The 15636-nt window shown below is 67.4% G+C and carries 16 protein-coding genes; 8 read left to right on the top strand and 8 right to left on the bottom strand.

From position 1 onward, the window contains the following. Nucleotides 1-91: 91 nt before the first annotated feature. Nucleotides 92-811 (top strand): alpha/beta fold hydrolase, encoded by a 720-nt coding sequence (locus ACZYZF_RS01535; protein WP_463834342.1) that lies wholly within the window; start codon nucleotides 92-94, stop codon nucleotides 809-811. 12 nt (nucleotides 812-823) lie between these two features. Here the strand turns inward: ACZYZF_RS01535 and ACZYZF_RS01530 are convergent, their stop codons facing one another. Beyond that, on the bottom strand, nucleotides 824-1630 hold the full coding sequence (locus ACZYZF_RS01530) for a DUF3710 domain-containing protein (RefSeq protein ID WP_463834341.1): 807 nt from the start codon (nucleotides 1628-1630) through the stop codon (nucleotides 824-826). Then, the gene (dut, locus tag ACZYZF_RS01525; protein ID WP_463745593.1) at nucleotides 1630-2094 is read right to left on the bottom strand and encodes a dUTP diphosphatase; all 465 of its coding nucleotides are present in this window, start codon (nucleotides 2092-2094) and stop codon (nucleotides 1630-1632) included. The genes ACZYZF_RS01530 and dut overlap by 1 nt, the downstream gene beginning before the upstream one ends. 25 nt (nucleotides 2095-2119) lie before the next feature. Here dut and ACZYZF_RS01520 point away from each other — a divergent pair, with 25 nt between their 5' ends. Beyond that, nucleotides 2120-2602 carry a DUF3093 domain-containing protein gene (locus ACZYZF_RS01520; RefSeq protein WP_463834340.1) on the top strand — a complete coding sequence of 161 codons (483 nt, stop codon included), beginning with the start codon at nucleotides 2120-2122 and terminating at the stop codon, nucleotides 2600-2602. Between the two features lie 19 nt (nucleotides 2603-2621). On the opposite strand, the gene ACZYZF_RS01515 is transcribed toward ACZYZF_RS01520, so the two are convergent. Continuing rightward, a complete protein-coding gene (locus tag ACZYZF_RS01515; RefSeq protein WP_209917335.1) occupies nucleotides 2622-2924 on the bottom strand; it encodes a DUF4193 domain-containing protein in 303 nt (100 codons plus the stop codon). A 165-nt stretch (nucleotides 2925-3089) separates the two neighbouring features. On the opposite strand from ACZYZF_RS01515, the gene cei reads away from it, so the two are divergent. Next, on the top strand, nucleotides 3090-3737 hold the full coding sequence (gene cei, locus ACZYZF_RS01510) for an envelope integrity protein Cei (protein WP_463745591.1): 648 nt from the start codon (nucleotides 3090-3092) through the stop codon (nucleotides 3735-3737). Here cei and ACZYZF_RS01505 read toward each other — a convergent pair. Further along, complete coding sequence (locus ACZYZF_RS01505) at nucleotides 3711-4568, bottom strand: inositol monophosphatase family protein (RefSeq protein WP_463834339.1); 858 nt, start codon at nucleotides 4566-4568, stop codon at nucleotides 3711-3713. The two genes, cei and ACZYZF_RS01505, sit on opposite strands and share 27 nt — an antisense overlap. Nucleotides 4569-4736: 168 nt before the next feature. Between ACZYZF_RS01505 and ppgK the strand changes: the two genes are divergently transcribed. Together ppgK and ACZYZF_RS01495 are read left to right on the top strand one after the other, a co-directional pair. Next, complete coding sequence (ppgK, locus tag ACZYZF_RS01500; protein ID WP_463745589.1) at nucleotides 4737-5558, top strand: polyphosphate--glucose phosphotransferase; 822 nt, start codon at nucleotides 4737-4739, stop codon at nucleotides 5556-5558. Between the two features lie 205 nt (nucleotides 5559-5763). Continuing rightward, nucleotides 5764-7203, top strand: coding sequence for an RNA polymerase sigma factor (locus tag ACZYZF_RS01495; protein WP_463834338.1), 1440 nt, complete (start codon nucleotides 5764-5766; stop codon nucleotides 7201-7203). Nucleotides 7204-7268: 65 nt separating this feature from the next. On the opposite strand, the gene ACZYZF_RS01490 is transcribed toward ACZYZF_RS01495, so the two are convergent. Together ACZYZF_RS01490 and ACZYZF_RS01485 are read right to left on the bottom strand one after the other, a co-directional pair. After that, the gene (locus ACZYZF_RS01490; protein WP_463834337.1) at nucleotides 7269-8741 is read right to left on the bottom strand and encodes a histidine phosphatase family protein; all 1473 of its coding nucleotides are present in this window, start codon (nucleotides 8739-8741) and stop codon (nucleotides 7269-7271) included. A gap of 176 nt (nucleotides 8742-8917) precedes the next feature. Then, nucleotides 8918-10564: a flavin-containing monooxygenase gene (locus ACZYZF_RS01485; protein ID WP_463834335.1), complete on the bottom strand. Its 1647-nt coding sequence runs from the start codon at nucleotides 10562-10564 to the stop codon at nucleotides 8918-8920. Between the two features lie 204 nt (nucleotides 10565-10768). On the opposite strand from ACZYZF_RS01485, the gene ACZYZF_RS01480 reads away from it, so the two are divergent. Together ACZYZF_RS01480 and ACZYZF_RS01475 are read left to right on the top strand one after the other, a co-directional pair. Then, nucleotides 10769-11545, top strand: coding sequence for an SDR family oxidoreductase (locus ACZYZF_RS01480; protein WP_463834334.1), 777 nt, complete (start codon nucleotides 10769-10771; stop codon nucleotides 11543-11545). A gap of 5 nt (nucleotides 11546-11550) precedes the next feature. Further along, nucleotides 11551-12342 (top strand): SDR family NAD(P)-dependent oxidoreductase, encoded by a 792-nt coding sequence (locus tag ACZYZF_RS01475; protein WP_463834332.1) that lies wholly within the window; start codon nucleotides 11551-11553, stop codon nucleotides 12340-12342. 31 nt (nucleotides 12343-12373) lie between these two features. Here ACZYZF_RS01475 and ACZYZF_RS01470 read toward each other — a convergent pair whose 3' ends face one another. Then, nucleotides 12374-13441, bottom strand: coding sequence for an acyl-CoA dehydrogenase family protein (locus tag ACZYZF_RS01470; RefSeq protein ID WP_463834331.1), 1068 nt, complete (start codon nucleotides 13439-13441; stop codon nucleotides 12374-12376). Nucleotides 13442-13575: 134 nt separating this feature from the next. Here ACZYZF_RS01470 and ACZYZF_RS01465 point away from each other — a divergent pair, with 134 nt between their 5' ends. Then, on the top strand, nucleotides 13576-14466 hold the full coding sequence (locus ACZYZF_RS01465; protein ID WP_463834330.1) for an IclR family transcriptional regulator: 891 nt from the start codon (nucleotides 13576-13578) through the stop codon (nucleotides 14464-14466). Nucleotides 14467-14477: 11 nt separating this feature from the next. Here ACZYZF_RS01465 and ACZYZF_RS01460 read toward each other — a convergent pair whose 3' ends face one another. Beyond that, entirely contained in the window at nucleotides 14478-15614 is a 1137-nt protein-coding gene (locus tag ACZYZF_RS01460) for an acyl-CoA dehydrogenase family protein (RefSeq protein ID WP_463745581.1), read from the bottom strand. Nucleotides 15615-15636: the final 22 nt, after the last annotated feature.

The following is a 15636-nucleotide window of genomic DNA, read 5'->3' as shown; positions in this document are numbered from 1 at the left end:
CCAACGCCACCGTAGACCTCTTGTTCACCGAATGCCACGTGGGGTGCGGGTCGGCACGCCGACGATTTGACGGGGCAGGCACGATCATGTGATGAGCGTCATCCTGCGCGGTGTCCCAACCGTTCTGCTGCCCGGCACCGGGTCCGACGACAACTACGTCTACCGGGCATTTTCCGATGCGCTGCATGACGCGGGCGCACTGGTGGTGACCCCGCCGCCGACTCCGGACCGGCTCGTCGAGGGCTACCTGCAGGCGCTTGACGACGCCGCTCGGTCGGGCCCCATCGCGGTCGGCGGGGTGTCCATCGGCGCAGTCGTGGCAGTGCGGTGGGCGTTGGACCATCCCGGCCGCAGCGTGGCCGTACTGGCCGCCCTGCCGCCGTGGACGGGCACCTCCCAGCATGCCCCCGCCGCGCTGTTGGCCCGGCAGTCGGCGGACCTGCTGCGGCGGGAGGGACTGGCGGCCACAGTGGCACAGATGCGGGCTTCCAGCCCGCCGTGGCTGGCCGACGAGTTGGCCCGCTCCTGGGTCGGCCAGTGGCCCACTCTGCCCGACGCGATGGAGGAAGCGGCCGGTTACCGCGCGCCCGGCAGTGCCGACCTCGAACAGCTTCGGGTACCGATGGGCGTCGCAGTCGCAACCGACGATCCCGTGCACCCGGCCGAGGTCGGCTACGAGTGGGTGGCCGCCGCGCCGCAGGCAGCGCTGCGGTCGGTCACGCTCGAACAGATGGGGCTCGATACCGGTGTCTTGGGTGCCGCATGTGTGGCGGCGCTACAGGAGGCCGCCAGCGACAGCGTCGCGACCTGAGGGGCGGACCGGCTAGCCCCCGGTGATGGTGCGCAGCTGCTGCATCGCCGAGCCCTGCACACTGCGCCGCGCCACCGGTTCGGCCGGCGGCTGGTCCTGCGGCAGGTCGGGTGACGCAGCGGCCTGCTGCTGGGCCGCCTGCTGCATCGCGGCCTGCTGCGCCGCGGTACGAAGTTGGGCCGCCATCGGCTCGGGCAGCTCCACCTGCAGCGGCGTACGCACCGGGAGCGGCGTGTCCCCGCGACGAATCACGGTGTCGGCCAAAGACGCCCGCGCCTCGTCGGCCAACGCATCGATGGTCTCCGGTGCGCCGTTGACCACACAGCGCACCATCCAGCGGTAGCCGTCGACGCCGATGAAGCGCACTACACCGCCATTACCCGCGCCGACCACCTCACGACCCCACGGGCCGTCCTGGATGACCACCGAGCTGGCGTCCTTGCGCAGCGACTCGGCGAGCTCACCGGCCACCTCACGCCACAGGCCGGCGCTCTTGGGCGCGGCGTAGGCGGCGATGGTGAAACGCCCGCTGGGAGTCACCACCCACACCGCACTCGGCGCCCCGGCCTCGTTGAGCTCAACCTGCACCTGGCCGCCGTCGGGCATGGGGATCAGCACCGAGCCGAGGTCGAGCCGACCCTGCACCGCAACGGCGGGGTCGTCGAAGTCCTCGACGTCGAACGGGCCCTGGTCGTCAGGCCAGTCCTCGCTCAGGTCCTCGTCAGCCGTGTCTGCCGGAGCCGGCTGCTCAACCCGCTCGTCGTCGTTCTGATCAGCCTTGTCATCAGCTGCATCGTTCTTGCGTTTTCCGAATGCCATCACAAACTCGCATGTCCGCCGGAGGAACCGTGGCCGCCGTCGCCACGGGAGGTGTCAGCCAGGCCCGCCTCGTCGAACGAGGTCACCTCGACCAACTCGGGCAGTTCTACCCGCTGAACCAACAGCTGGGCAATCCGGTCACCGCGGTTGATCACGATCGGAGTGTCGGGATCGAGGTTGATCAGCGAAACCTTGATCTCGCCGCGGTAGCCGGCGTCGACCGTGCCCGGACTGTTGACGATCGAAAGACCCACGCGTGCAGCCAAACCCGAGCGCGGGTGGATCAGGCCCACCATTCCGTGCGGGATGGCCACCGCGACGCCCGTGGGCACGAGCTCCCGCCGGCCGGGGGCCAGCTCGACATCGAGCGCGCTGTAGAGGTCTACGCCCGCGTCACCATCGTGCGCCCGGCTGGGCATCGGTAGTTCGCGGTCCAATCGGACGACCGCCAGAGAGGTGGACACGACGTCACAGATTACTCTGAGCCGCGTGTCAGACACGCGCGCAACCGCCCAAAGCGTTCACTACCGCGAACGTTTGTGGGTGCCGTGGTGGTGGTCGCTACCCGCTGCGGTGCTGGCAGGGGTGATCGCATTCGAGATCGGCCTGGCCGCCCCGGCCATTCCGGCATGGTTGCCGTACGTGCTGCTCTTCGGCGTGGCGGCGGCCGTGCTGATGTGGTTCAGCAAGACCGAATTGAAGGTGGCACGCGACAGCGCGGGCGACACCGAATTGTGGATCGGTGACGCACACCTGCCGACGAGCGTCATCTCCCGCGCCGCGGAGGTGCCGCGGTCAGCGAAGTCCGCCGCACTCGGCCGCCAACTCGATCCCGCTGCCTACGTGGTGCACCGGGCCTGGGTCGGCCCGATGGTCCTGGTGGTGCTGGACGATCCGGATGACCCCACCCCGTACTGGTTGATCAGTTCCAGGCATCCGGATCGTGTCCTCGCTGCGCTCAGCAGCGACTGAGCCGCGAATCGAGCCGCCCTCAGGCGGCGCAGTCCGTGCAGATCATCACGCCGTTCTTCTCGCTTGCCAGCCGGCTCCGGTGATGCACCAGAAAACAGCTGGAGCACGTGAACTCGTCGGCCTGCTTCGGGACCACCCGAACCGACAATTCCTCGCCGGACAGGTCTGCGCCGGGCAGCTCGAACGACTCGGCAGATTCTGTTTCGTCAACATCCACCACTGCGGACTGCGCCTCGTTGCGCCGCGCCTTGAGCTCCTCGAGCGAATCCTCAGAAACCTCGTCTGCTTCGGAACGCCGCGGAGCGTCGTAGTCGGTAGCCATCGTCTGTGTCCCCTCCCTTACCTTGCAGCAGAGCTTTGTACCAGCGTCGAACGCATTCCCCAAATGATTCGTGCCCGTATTGCCACACGTTTCACTGTGATTTACATCACAATAGCGTCTGAGCTCTGCTGCGTCGGCGAACGCGGTTGGCCTTAGAGTGCAGGTGTGGTCGCACAAATCACCGATGGCGCTGCCTTCGACCGTCACGGTCGACCGTTCCGTCGGCGCAGTTTCGTTCCCGGCATTGTGCTGTTCGTCGCACTGGCGGTGGTGACGATGATCGTGTGGATCATCGCGCTCAACCAGCCGACAGATGTGCACGAGGCCACGGTGTGCAACAACCCGCCCGCCACCGATCCGGCAGCCCCCAAGCTCGGCGAACAGGTGGCCGGCTCGGCGATGACCGAAGTCACGCCGGCACCGCTGGCCGAGGCCCGGATCCGGGTGCTCAACGCCAGCGGCCAGGGCGGCCAGGCCGGCGAGGTGGCCGGCGCGCTGCGCGATCTGGGCTTTGCCCAACCTGAGGCGGCAAACGACCCGATCTACGCCAACACCCGGCTGGAATGCCAGGGCCAGATCCGGTTCGGCCCGTCCGGCCGCGCCGCCGCCGCAGCGGTATGGCTGGTGGCCCCGTGCACCGAACTGTTCCAGGACGAAAGGCCGGACGCCACGGTCGACCTGTCCCTGGGCACCGAGTTCAGCGAACTCACCAGCAACGACGACATCAAGGCCGTGCTGGCCAGCCTTCGGCCCGACGCCACCGCCCCGTCGGATTCCGCGCTGCTGTCAAAGATCCATACCGGCACCTGCTAGGGCGTCGCGCAGGGCATCGGCGACGCCCGGCGCCGATGCCGCCGCGAACTCGGCACCCGGAGCGTCCGGCAACCAGACCGTCGCACCGGCTTCGGCGGCGATGAGCGCCGCCGCGGCCCAGTCCCATACCTGGACACCCTCTTCGTAATAGGCGTCCAACCTGCCGGCAGCGACCATGCACAGGTCGAGGGCACACGAGCCGATACGGCGCACGTCGCGCACAGAGGGCAGAACCCGTGCCAACACACCGGCCTGCCTCGCCCGCCGGGCGGGCTCATAGGCGAACCCGGTGCCCAACAGCGCCATCGACAGTTCCTCGACGGCACTGCACCGCAGCGGGGTCCGCACCCCGCCCCGCACGACGTCCGCGCCGTGTCCGAGGGCGGCCGAGTACACCTCACCGGCAGGCACATTCGCCACGGCTCCGGCCACCGACCGGCCGTCGTACTGCACGGCCACCGACACCGCATAGGCCGGGATCCCATAGACGAAGTTCACCGTGCCGTCGATCGGGTCGATCACCCAACTCAGTCCGTCACGGCCCTCCACCTGACCGCCCTCCTCCTCCCCCAGGATCGCCTCTGACGGTCGCAACACCGCCAGTCGCTCGCGCAGCCGCCGTTCGGTCTCGGTGTCGACGATCGTGACGGGGTCGGTCGGGGTGCTCTTGGATCTGACGGTCGGCGCATCGTCACGTACCCCGTCACCGTCGGGGTTCGCGACGGTGCCGAACACCTCGGCACGCCGGCGCGCGACGAACTCTGCCGCTTCGGTGGCGAGTTGCTCGGCCACGACCCTCAGGGCGGGAGCATCGAAACTGTTGTCGGTCACCGCTCTATCGCAACACCTTCTGACCGAAAAGTCGCTTCACAAGACGCCGGACCGGGATGTCGGACCGCACGCGCAGGCGTTGGCGAACTACTAGGGTGGGGGCGCGCCTTGGTTCGTCCCTCAGCTGTCCGACAGCCTCCTCACCGCCTGTCCCACAAAGGAGCACCCATGACCGCACCCGACGCGCCCGCCGCGGATCCGGTACCCGCCGCAGCGCCCCAACGCCGGGGATTCGGTGTCGATGTCGGCGGCAGCGGCATCAAGGGCGGCATCGTCGACCTCGACACCGGGCAACTCGTCGGCGACCGGTTCAAACTCGACACGCCGCAGCCGGCCACCCCGGAATCGGTGGCGAAGTCGGTGGCTGCGGTGGTGGCCGAGTTCGGCTGGACCGGCAGGGTGGGCGTCACCTACCCGGGCGTGGTCACCGAAGGCATCGTGCGTACCGCGGCCAACGTCGACAAGGGCTGGATCGGCGTGAACGCCTCCGAGGTGATCAGCACCGCGCTCGGCGGCCTGCCGGTGCGGGTCCTCAACGACGCCGACGCGGCAGGCCTGGCCGAGGAGCACTACGGGGCGGGCAAGGACAACTCCGGTGTCGTGGTCCTGCTGACCTTCGGCACCGGCATCGGCTCTGCGGTGATCCATAACGGTGTGTTGTTGCCCAACACCGAATTTGGCCACCTTGAGGTGGACGGCAAGGAGGCCGAGCACCGCGCCGCGTCGTCGGTCAAGGAGCGCAAGGAATGGAGTTACGCGCGCTGGAGCGAAGAGGTGAACAAGGTTCTCGTGACCATCGAGAACGCGATCTGGCCGGACCTGTTCATCGTCGGCGGCGGCATCAGCCGCAAGTCGGACAAGTGGCTACCGCTGCTGAAGATCCGCACCCCGATCGTGCCCGCGACGTTGCTCAACTCCGCCGGCATCGTGGGGGCGGCCATGGCCAGTCAGGATCCGGGACCGGCCGGCGCCCAAGCTACCGCCGGGTAACTTTGCCGTGTCGGGTTGGTCCGGTGGCAAAATTCGCCGCTCGGCACGGCGAACCCTCACACTGTCGTTACAATGGTCCTCGGCGGCCGCCTACCGAATAGCGGTGAATATCCCAGCCGATAAGAACGCCAACATTCGATAGCAGACGCATTCGGTGGAGTATGCCCATATCCACCGAGAATTTCGTGAGACCGAAAGGGTGTACGTGGCAGCGACAAAAGCAAGCCCGGCGACCGAAGAGCCGGTGAAGCGCACCGCTACCAAGACTCCCGCCAAGAAGGCCCCGGCCAAGCGGGCAGCCAAGAGCACGGCGGCCAAGGCCGAGGGCGGCAGCGCCACCAAGCGCGCTCCTGCCAAGAAGGCGCCCGCAAAGAAGGCGACCAAGGCCGCGGCGGGCAAGCCCGAGGACGTCAACGACGACGCGGAGACCACCGACGACCTGGAGGCAGGTCCGGGCGAGGATCTCGACGTCGAGGACACCGAACTCGTACTCGACGAGGATCTCGACACCGACGACGACGTCGAGGATGCCGCCGACGACGAGGACGACGAGGCGGAGGAAGGCAAGGACGCCAAGGCCTCCGCGCCGGCGACGGCCAAGGCGGCCAAGTCCGACGAAGACCACCCCGAGCCGTCCGAGAAGGACAAGGCCTCCGGCGACTTCGTGTGGGATGAGGAAGAGTCCGAAGCGCTGCGACAGGCACGCAAGGACGCGGAGCTGACGGCCTCGGCCGACTCCGTCCGCGCCTACCTGAAGCAGATCGGTAAGGTCGCCCTCCTCAATGCCGAGGAAGAGGTCGAGCTCGCCAAGCGCATCGAGGCCGGGCTGTTCGCCACCCAGAAGATGGCCGAGTTCGCCGAGAAGGGCGAGAAACTCACCACTCAGGTGCGGCGCGACTTCCAGTGGATCTGCCGTGACGGCGACCGCGCGAAAAACCATCTGTTGGAAGCGAACCTGCGTCTGGTGGTGTCGCTGGCCAAGCGCTACACCGGCCGCGGCATGGCGTTCCTGGACCTCATCCAGGAAGGCAACCTGGGCCTGATCCGCGCGGTCGAGAAGTTCGACTACACCAAGGGCTACAAGTTCTCGACGTACGCCACCTGGTGGATCCGTCAGGCCATCACCCGCGCCATGGCCGATCAGGCCCGCACCATCCGCATCCCGGTGCACATGGTCGAGGTCATCAACAAGCTCGGTCGCATTCAGCGTGAGCTGCTTCAGGATCTGGGTCGCGAACCCACGCCCGAAGAGCTGGCCAAGGAAATGGACATCACGCCGGAGAAGGTGCTGGAGATCCAGCAGTACGCGCGTGAGCCCATCTCGCTGGACCAGACCATCGGCGACGAGGGCGACAGCCAGCTCGGTGACTTCATCGAGGACAGTGAAGCCGTCGTGGCCGTGGACGCCGTGTCGTTCACGCTGCTGCAGGATCAGCTGCAGTCGGTGCTGGAGACCCTGTCCGAGCGCGAGGCCGGCGTCGTCCGGCTGCGGTTCGGGCTCACCGACGGCCAGCCCCGCACGCTCGACGAGATCGGCCAGGTCTACGGCGTCACGCGTGAGCGCATCCGCCAGATCGAGTCCAAGACCATGAGCAAGCTGCGCCACCCGTCGCGCTCGCAGGTGCTGCGGGACTACCTGGACTAGCGCCACAACATCGCCTGACGACATCGGCCCCCTCCGGATGAACGGAGGGGGCCGATGTCTGTTGATCAGCTGTCGGAATCGGCGGACCCGGCACCCGATGCGCTCGGGGCACCGGCCTTCGCGGTCGCCTTCTCCTTGTCGGCGCCCGGCTTGCGGATCGACGACTTCACCGACGACGCGATCTTCTCAGCCGCACCCGAAACAGCCTCGCGCACTTCGTCTCCCGCACGGTGGGTGCCCGACCACGCCTTACCCGGCCTGGCCATGTTGCCGTCCTTGAGATGGGCCCCACGGTTGAGGGACCCGGCCGACTTCGCGCGGTCGACCCTGGAATCGGCAATCGACCGGGAACCGAGGGCGGACTCGGCACTGCGGGCGGTCTCGGAATCGGCGGCGGCCTTGGCCGCGCCACTGTCGGCAACGGGAGCGGCGAGCGGCTTGAGCATGTCGGCCGCCGACCCGGTGTTGGACGCAACCGATTTCACCACGGGGGCGTCCGGCACCTTCTCGGTGCTGCCGGAATCGGGATCGGACTGGTGCCCGAACGCCTTGTCGACCCGCTTGATCACCTCGGCGCTGAACGCGCGATTGAACTTCGTGACCGAGAACGAGGCTTCGGCGACGCTGTGGTTGATCGCGGTGACGATCTTCGTCACGTCACCGGTGCCGAACGCGTCGGTCACCTGCCGCGCGGCCGCATCGAGTTGCCGCGTGAGCGTCCGCACCTGGAGTCCGATCTCGTGCTCGAACGACGGCTCCGGGGTGAACCGCTGACCGTTCCAATCGGTCAGCACCCAGCCGTCCTCGGGATTACCTTCGACGACCACATAATCGGTGTTGCCCAGCGCATGGTTGGTCAGCAGCCCGATCTTCTCCGGCGTGCTCAGATTCGTGGCGTTCATCATGGTCCAGAACATCATGGTGCCGCCGTGCGAAAACACGATGACGTTGCGGTCGCCCTTGTCGTACATGGTCTTCAGCGCACCATCGACACGCGCATCGAACTCATGGCCGTCGATCGATCCCGGGATCCGCTCATCGAGGGCACCTTGGAACGCCCAGGCGATCGGGGCCTTCAAGTAGCCGCCGAGCGCGCCGCTCTCAGGCGTGCCCTCGTAGTCGCCGGCCTCGATCTCCTGCAGTCCGGGCAGCACCTGGATGGGCAGACCGAGGTAGGCCGACATCGGCCCTGCGGTCTGCTGGGTACGGATCATCTGCGACGCATAGATGGCGTCGTAGTTGTTGTCCCCCAGCTTGTCGACCACGGCCTGCGCCTGCTCCCGGCCGAGCGGGGTGAGCGACGGACCCGGCGTCGAGGTGTCGATGTTGCCCGACGTGTTGCCCGCGGACTGGCCGTGACGCACGAAGGTGACCCTCATCGTCTCGGCCGCCCATGCGGGCAGTGCCGACATGAAGAAGAAGGCCATGGCGGTCAGTACGACACCGAGGCCTTTCCATCTTCCGCGGGTCCGTCTCCTCCTCGGACGGTGTTTCCTGGGATACGCAATGTCGTTGTCGGACTGGTTGCTTTCGGCCATTCCCTCTCCTCTGGACCTCATCCACGAACGGGTGTGACGACGGACGCATCATCCGGCGCGCTGTGATGGTGCCCACTGCCGTCAGGGCCGGGAGGTGGGAGTCTCGCTCAGCGGTACAGGTCGGTGCGAGGTGAGAGCCTGCGCGCCGAGATCGGCGCGTTGTTGCCGCCGGCCGGTTAGGCCGGCAACTCACGGTGGATGTCGAAGCCCTTGTAACCGGCCGCGGCGACATCGGCGATGATCTCGCTGTACACCCCGAAGCCGCCGACGAACGGCATGAACACCCGGGGCTTGCCGGGGATGTTGGCCCCCAGGTACCACGAATTCGCCTGCGGCATAAGTGTTCCGGCAGCACGGCGGGTGCACTCCTGCACCCACTCGGCGGCCGAGTCCTCGCGCGCCTCGATTGCGGGGGCACCCTGGGCGTCGAGGTAGGTGATCGCATCGGCCACCCAGTCCACGTGCAGCTCCGAGTGCAGCACCATGTTCGCCAGCACCGAAGGGGCGCCCGGACCGGCGATGTTGAACAGGTTCGGGAAACCGGCGACGCCGAGCCCCAGATAGGTGGCCGGTCCCTCTGCCCACGCCTCGTTGAGGGTGCGGCCGCCGCGGCCCACGATGTTGAGCTTCTGGACCGAGCCGGTCATCGCGTCGAATCCGGTGGCCAGGACGAGCGCGTCGAGGTCGTAGTGCGCGTCGGCGGTTTCGATACCGGCAGCGTCGATCCGCTCGATCGGCGTTGCCCGCAGGTTCACCAGTTGCACATGATCGGCGTTGAAGGTCTGGAAATAGTTGTCGTCGGTGCAGATTCGCTTGGCACCGATCGGGTGGTCCTTGGGGATCAGCAGGTCTGCGACGGCCGGGTCGTCGATGACGGCCCGCACCTTGCCTTCCCAGAACCGCCGTGCCGTGTCGTTGGCTTCGATGGTGACGAGCTGATCCGGGAAAGCCTTCGAGAACAGGACCCCGCCCAACTGCCAACGGCGCTCGTAGGTCTCGCGGAGTTCGTCATCGGAGACGGCCAGTGCGGACTTGGGGTGGGGCTGATGTGGTGAGCCACCGCCACTGAGCCGCGACAGCCTGCGCCGCTCGGCATAGTCGGCTTTCTGCGCGGCGCGCGTCTCTTCGTCGAGCGGCATGTTGCCGGCGGGCACGCTGTAGTTCGGGGTGCGCTGGAAGACGTAGAGCTGTTCGGCCTCTTTCGCGATGCACGGGATCGCCTGGATGCCCGAGGATCCGGTACCGATCACTCCCACCCGCTTGCCGGTGAAATCAACGCCCTCGTGCGGCCAGTGCGCGGTGTGGAAGACATCGCCGGCGAACGAGTCGAATCCGTCGATCGCCGGGATGTTCGCGTTCGACAGCGGTCCGACCGCCAGGATGCAGAAGCGGGCGGACACCACATCGCCCCGATCCGTGCGGACCTCCCAGCGCAGCGTCTTCTCGTCGAGCACCATATCGGTGACCCGGGTCTGCAACGAGATGTCGTGCCGCAGGTCGAACCGGTCGGCGACATGGTTGAGGTAGGCCAGGATCTCCGGCTGGGTGGCGTACTTCTCGGTCCAGTTCCACTCCTGCTCAAGCTCGGGGTCGAACGAGTAGGAGTAGTCGACGCTCTCGACGTCGCACCGAGCACCTGGATAGCGGTTCCAGTACCAGACGCCGCCCACGCCTGCCGCGGCCTCGAACACCCGGACCGAAAGTCCTTGGTCGCGAAGGCGGTGCAGTGCGTACAGGCCCGCGAAGCCCGCGCCCACCACCACCACGTCCACCACGTCCGGGGTGTTGTCGGCGATATCGGAAGGTGTCGGTCGGGCTGTCACAATCAATGCCTTTCGCTTGGCGCTTCGGTTCGTCACGTTACGAACGACGATGTGCCACTGGCTGCCGTTGTCTCACTCACCGGCACAAACTCAGGCCGACGTGAACGCCGGGAATATGGTGGCGTTCGGGTCAGGGGCGACGCTGAGATCGACTTCCGCCGCGATCCACACGAAAGCCGATCCACACGAAAGGAAGTTGTTGGGATGCAGGCAGGTCCGGATGCCTTGTCGGATGTGGTGGCGATCGTCACCGGCGGTGCACGCGGCCTCGGCGAGGCCTTCGCCCGGCACATCGTCGCGCACGGCGGCAAGGTCGTCATCGCCGATGTGCTGGACGACGACGGCGCGAAATTGGCATCCGAGTTGGGCGGCAACGCCCGCTTCGCCCACCTCGACGTGACCGACCCGGCGCAGTGGCAATCGGCAGTCGCACTCACCACTGCCGAATTCGGTGCAGTGAACGGCCTGGTGAACAACGCCGGCGTCTCAACCGGGCAGTTCATCGAGCACGAGCCGCTGGATCATTTCCGCACGGTGCTCGAGGTGAACCTCGTGGGCGTCTTCAACGGCCTGCAGGCCGTCATCGCGCCGATGCGCGCCGCGGGCGGCGGCTCCATCGTCAATATCTCGTCTGCCGCCGGCCTCATGGGCCTGGCGCTGACGGCCGGGTACGGCGCGTCCAAGTGGGGCGTGCGCGGACTGAGCAAGATCGCCGCGGTGGAATTGGCGCCCGACCGGATCCGGGTGAACTCGGTGCATCCCGGCATGACCTACACGCCGATGACCGCACAGATCGGCATCGCGCAAGGTGAGGGCAACTACCCCAACACCCCGATGGGCCGCGTCGGTGAGGCCGATGAGATCTCCGGGGCCGTAGGTTACCTACTGTCCGGTGCCTCTACCTACGTCACCGGTGCCGAGATCGCCGTCGACGGCGGCTGGACCGCCGGGCCGACCGTCAAATACGTGATGGGACAGTGACAATCATGAAGCGACTTGAGGGCCGCCGGATCCTGGTGACCGGTGCAGGATCCGGAATCGGTCAGGCCACCGCGCTGCGACTGCTCGACGAGGGCGCCGCCGTGGTGGGCGCCGACATCTCTGCCGAAGGCCTGGAAGCCACCCGGCAGAGCGCGCAGCAGGCCGGCACCGCTGACCGGCTCACCCCGCTCACGATGGACATCGGCGACGAGGCATCGGTGATCGAGGGCGCGCGCACCGCGGTCGAGGCGCTCGGCGGCCTCGACTCGGTGGTCAACGCCGCGGGCATGCTGCGCGCGGTGCACACCCACGAGATGAGCCTGCAGGCCTGGAACCAGATCATCGGCGTCAATCTCACCGGGACATTCCTGGTGATCCGCGAGGCGCTGCCGGCGCTGCTGGAGAACCCGCAGAGTGTCATCGTGAACTTCAGTTCGACCTCGGCGGCGTTCGCCCATCCCTACATGGCGGCCTATGCAGCGAGCAAGGGCGGGATCCAGGCCATGACGCACGCACTCGCGCTCGAGTACGGCAAGCAGGGTCTGCGGGCGGTCAGTGTGGCACCGGGCAGCATCAAATCCGGAATCACCGATGCCACACCGGGACTCGTCCCCGCTGACAGCGACTGGTCGTTGTTCGCAAAGTTGTCGCCGATCATGCCGACCACCCTGGCTTCCGGTGGGGCCGGAATGGGTGACCCGTCCGCGGTCGCCGGGGTGATCGCGATGCTGGTGTCCGACGACGGTGCGTTCATCAGCGGCACCGAGATCCGCATCGACGGCGGTACCCACGCCTGATCAAGGTGACGAAGGTCGTCGTACCGTTCGGTTACGGCGCGACGACCTTCGACTCGGTGACGACAGCCGCCAGACCGACGTGGGCGTCCCGCCACAACCGCTGCACCGGGTTGCCGCGGCGCAGGGCGTCAACGTTTGAGTGACAGACGATCTCATCGATCGCCCGCACCGCCCGGCGGGCCGCGGCGATCTGGTCGCGGCGTGCACGTGCCCGCATCCCCGTGTCGATCGGCCCGTCGAGCACCCGGTTGAAGGACGCCGTGAGCGTGTCGAGCAGGACCAGCCGCGACGCCCTGATCTCGGCGGCCGCGTGTTCTTCGACCGGACCGGGTGCGCCGGCGGCCTCGAGATGGTGACCCAGTGCGCCCTCGGCCATGCCGATCACCGCGGCCGTGATTCCCAGCGGCGCAATGGTGCTGAGCGGAATGTGGTAAATGGGATTGCGCAGGCCCGCGTGTCCTGCCGCGGTGCCGTCGACGATGCTGTTGTGGTTCAGCAGGCGATGCCCCGGGATGTACACGTCATCAATCGTGATGTTCTTACTTCCGGTGCCGATCAATCCGATGGCATTCCAGGATTCGTCGTCGATGCGCAGATCTTCCCTCGGCACAAGCGAATACCCGAGTCCGTCGGTGTCGCCGGCACCGACCACGCGGGCGCCGACGACAACCCACTCGCAATGGTCGATGGCCGCCACCGATCGCCACTCACCGGAGAGCCGGTAGCCGCCGTCGACGGGCAGGAGCAGTCCGGCCGGCGCGTGCGCCGAGGCGATCCAGACGTCGGAGTCGGCCTCCCACACCTCGTCGCGCAGGCGCCGGTCGGCAGAGGCCAATGCCCACGGCGGCACACCGACCGAACCGGCAACCCAGCCCGCCGCCCCGTCCAGCCGGGCGATCTCGAGCACGGCTTCGGCGAAGTCGCCCGGATGGGTCTCGATTCCGCCGAACTCCTCGGGCTGCAGCATGTGCATCACGCCGGACTCGCGCAGCGCCTCGACGGCCCGCTTCTCGAGCCGGCCGAGCTTCTCGTTGACGGGTCCGAGCGCCTGTATCCGATCGGCATTTTCGTTGATGCCGTCCAGAACGTCCCTGGTCATTTCAACACCACGCATCCAGAACTCCCTTGTCTGCCCTCGACCATGGTCAGGTACCGCGCCAAATGCTTGCGGCCGGATCTCACTGAGTGGGATCGTGGGTGACTCAGTGTTCGACGTCCGAGGAGCATCAACTGGTGCCGGATTCCATCAGCAAGGCGGCCTCACCGCCACCCGCCGAGCAGCGTGACACCGCTGTGTCGATGGTGGATCGCGTCGCCCTGATCCTCAACACCTTCGACGAACCGGGCAAGCATCTGAGGCTGGACCAGATCGCCGGCCGGACCTGCCTGCCCCGGTCCTCGGTACACCGGATCCTCAAACAGCTGCACAGCGCCGGGCTCCTGCAGCACCGCCCCGACGGCTATGCGCTTGCCGCCTCCCCGCTGCCGGTGACCAGGATGGTCGACCACTCGCAGTTGCGCAGCGTGGCATCGCCGACCCTGTCCCGTCTGCACGCGGACACCGGTTTGGTGGTTCACCTCGGGGTGCTGTTCGGCGGCGACGTCGTCTACCTCGACAAGGTGGCGGGACGCAACAGCGCGGTGGTGCCCACCCGCGTCGCCGGGCACACACCCGCACATGCCAGCGCACTGGGAAAGACCATGCTGGCCCAGCTGCCCGCCGAAGAGGTCGACGCCGTCCTGGGCCAACGGCTGGCACGGCACACCCGGTCCACCATCGCCGATCTGGAGACGCTGCACCGCGAACTGGCACGGATCCGGTCCCGGCACGGGCTCGCCTACGACAACGAGGAACTGGCGATCGGCCTGACCAGTGTCGCGGCCCCGCTGCGCTCGGCCGACGGCGAGGTGGCCGGCCTGTCGCTGACGGGCGCGGTTCCGTTGCACCGACTGCAGCGCACCGCACCGTTCGTCATCCGGGCGGCCCGGCACATATCCCAGCAACTCGGCTCCCGGCAATCCAGCGCGCGCGACTCCGCATCGACAGCGACGTCACAAGCGCAGGCGACCGACAACATGCTGTCCCGCGTGCTGCGGACGCTCACCTCCGACGCGTGGGTGTGACTTCCCATCGGCTACCAGATGATCTCGTCGACCTCCATGCCGAATGAGTGGCGGCCGACGAGCGCCAGCACCTGCTGCACATTGCTGGCAACGTGGGTCTGCGCGGTCTGGATGTCGCGCCACACCCGTTCCACCAGCGAGTCCCCGGTGTCGCCACCTCCCGAGTGCGCCATGAATGTCCGGACGGCCGCGACGGCACGTTCGGAGGCCAGTACCTGGTCGCGGCGCGATCGAAGCACCAGGTCGTTGTCCGGGGCAAGGTCGGCACGCACACAGTCCATGAGGTCGCCGAGGTTGCGTTCGATCTGCTGGATCGACAACTCCAGATCGCTACACGCCATGGCCACCGGATCGACCGACGAACCGGCCCGGGGCCGCAACGCGCCGAGGATGTTCTCGGCCGCTCCGAGCAGGGGAACCGTGCCCGTGTGGGTGTACATGGTCGGCTGCGGCAACCGGTACAGCGGAGCCAATGAGCTGAGCTGGTCACCGCTGACCCAGCCGAACGTGCGGTACCGCGGCACCACCGCACCCGAGACGACGACGTCGTGCGCGCCGATACCGCGCAATCCCACGCTGTCCCAAGTGGATTCCACGACGTAGTCCTCACGCGGTACCAGTGCCACCAGGAAATCCTGGGCCGCACCATCCTCACCGACCAGCACCGCAGCGGCCATCAGCCACGACGAATGGAGGATTCCGGTGCATCTGCTCCACCGGCCCGACAACCGGAATGCGTCACCCACGCGTTCGAGCCGACCGGTCGGGGCGTATGACTCACAGAGCAGGGTCCGCGGATCCCGGCCCCACACATCGCGCTGGGCACGGTGATCGAACAGCGAGAGATGCCAGGTGTTGACACCCAACCACCCGGCGAGCCAGCCCGTGGAGGTACAGGCCGCGGACAGGTCACGGGTGACCGCCAGGTACTCGGCCGGGTCGGCCTCCATCCCGCCGAACGCCTTGGGCCGCAGCATCGCAAAGAAGCCGGCATCATGCAGGCCGGAGATCACCGAGGGGTCGACGGCCGCGGCGCGGTCGACATCGGCTGCCGCCGCGGCGATCGCCGGCAGTGCCTGGCGCACCGCGCCGCGCACATTCTGCGTCATCGCTGCCGCCCTGTTCTGCCCGTCGGAGTGTGTCACCATCGTGAATACCATTCGTCGCCCC

It is taken from the genome of Mycobacterium sp. IDUB_24 (genome assembly GCF_055419385.1).
This window is presented reverse-complemented; position numbering and strand designations above follow the sequence as displayed.

Coding starts and splice junctions, on each gene's coding strand:
- ACZYZF_RS01535 (WP_463834342.1), top strand. CDS start 92: ATGAGCGTCATCCTGCGCGGTGTCCCAACCGTTCTGCTGCCCGGCACC.
- ACZYZF_RS01530 (WP_463834341.1), bottom strand. CDS start 1,630: ATGGCATTCGGAAAACGCAAGAACGATGCAGCTGATGACAAGGCTGAT.
- ACZYZF_RS01515 (WP_209917335.1), bottom strand. CDS start 2,924: ATGGCTACCGACTACGACGCTCCGCGGCGTTCCGAAGCAGACGAGGTT.
- ppgK (WP_463745589.1), top strand. CDS start 4,737: ATGACCGCACCCGACGCGCCCGCCGCGGATCCGGTACCCGCCGCAGCG.
- ACZYZF_RS01490 (WP_463834337.1), bottom strand. CDS start 8,741: ATGGCCGAAAGCAACCAGTCCGACAACGACATTGCGTATCCCAGGAAA.
- ACZYZF_RS01480 (WP_463834334.1), top strand. CDS start 10,769: ATGCAGGCAGGTCCGGATGCCTTGTCGGATGTGGTGGCGATCGTCACC.
- ACZYZF_RS01475 (WP_463834332.1), top strand. CDS start 11,551: ATGAAGCGACTTGAGGGCCGCCGGATCCTGGTGACCGGTGCAGGATCC.
- ACZYZF_RS01470 (WP_463834331.1), bottom strand. CDS start 13,441: ATGACCAGGGACGTTCTGGACGGCATCAACGAAAATGCCGATCGGATA.
- ACZYZF_RS01460 (WP_463745581.1), bottom strand. CDS start 15,614: ATGGTGACACACTCCGACGGGCAGAACAGGGCGGCAGCGATGACGCAG.